1 protein-coding gene is annotated in these 1450 nt (G+C 56.9%); it reads right to left on the bottom strand.

Annotated features, from left to right (window positions below; translation table 11 throughout):
* Positions 1-17 precede the first annotated feature (17 nt).
* Positions 18-1450 (bottom strand): methyl-accepting chemotaxis protein (locus A3AY_RS0107555; protein WP_026203215.1); only part of this gene is annotated, 1433 nt, incomplete at its 5' end.

Raw genomic sequence — 1450 nt, 5'->3', positions numbered from 1 at the left:
CGATAGCGTTCCGCTATTCAAACGTCTCTTGCCATCCCAAGTCTTTGCGCGACCTGTGTTAGCAACGCATGAGCTGGCGAAGACGCTGAGTCCGGATCTGTATCACCGGTTTGCCGACCGTCAGTCGTGTCACTCGCGTCAATTTGAAACTCCGAAACAATCCCGCGCAACCGTTTTGCCTCGATGGCAAGTGCTGTGCTTGCAGCCGTGGATTCTTCGGCCATCGCTGCATTTTGCTGCGTAACCTGATCCATTTGATTGACTGTCCGGTTGACCTCTGAAAGGGTTACCGACTGCTCGTTGGAAGCGGCCGTAACGGCATCGAGTTGCGTGTTGATCAGCACAATCTGTTTCTCGATGATCTTGAGCGTATCGCCGGTATCGCGGACCAGCTTGACACCATTGCTGACCTCGTCGACCGAATTTAGGATAAGATCCTTGATCTCTTTTGCAGCGTGCGCCGAGCGTTGAGCAAGCTCCCGCACCTCGTGGGCAACGACCGCGAAACCTTTTCCGGCCTCACCGGACCGTGCTGCCTCAACGCCCGCATTAAGGGCCAGGAGATTGGTCTGAAACGCGATTTCGTCGATCACGCCGACAATAGCCGATATCTGCGAGGATGAGTGTTCGATGCGCCGCATCGCCGTGACAGCGCTGGAAACCACTTCCCCAGAGTGACGCGCCGACTTGTTCGCCTCGATCGCAACGTGTCGAGCCTCCGCCGTGCGCATGCTGGAGTTGGCGACGTTTTGGGTGATCTGATCCAGAGCGGCAGCAGTCTGCTCCAGAGAAGCGGCTTGATGCTCAGTCCGCCGGGACAGGTCCTGCGCGCTCAAACTGATTTCCTGCGCGCCGTCATCTATCGATCCGGTGGCGTCGGACACGGCTCTTAAACCTTCAGCAAGTTGGGTAACGGCAGCATTGAAGTTTGCGCGCAACGGTTCGAAATCCTCAGCGAAATTGTCGTCGAGCCTGAACACGAGGTTGCCGCCGGCAAGGTGCTTCAGGCCCTCAGCCAGCCCGGCCGTGGCCTCCGCCATTTCATGTGCCCGCTGGCGCTCGGTCTCGGCTATGCGCGCAAGTTCGATCTCGTTTGCGACACGACTGGCCTCTACGTCCTTTTCGAGATCGCGTGTCCGTAACTCGTTGTCCTTAAAGATCTGCACTGCGCGGGCCATAGATCCGATCTCGTCACGGCGGATCGTTCCCTCAACGGACGATGTCAAATCGCCGTCGGCAATGACCTTCATCGTCGAAACCATCTGCTTTATCGGTTTGACCAACCAGGAGCGAATGGCGAGGAAACCAAAGCATGAAACGGCGAGCAGTGCCGTAATAGCTGCTCCCAAACTCAGCACTGACGTGTCACGGACAACGCGTAGAACATCAGCACGCTTTTGCTCTGCGTCCGAAGCGAGTTTTTCCGTCACGGACGTAAATCTCGGTGAAA

This window comes from Rhizobium giardinii bv. giardinii H152, assembly GCF_000379605.1.
Taxonomy (GTDB): domain Bacteria; phylum Pseudomonadota; class Alphaproteobacteria; order Rhizobiales; family Rhizobiaceae; genus Pararhizobium; species Pararhizobium giardinii.
This window is presented reverse-complemented; position numbering and strand designations above follow the sequence as displayed.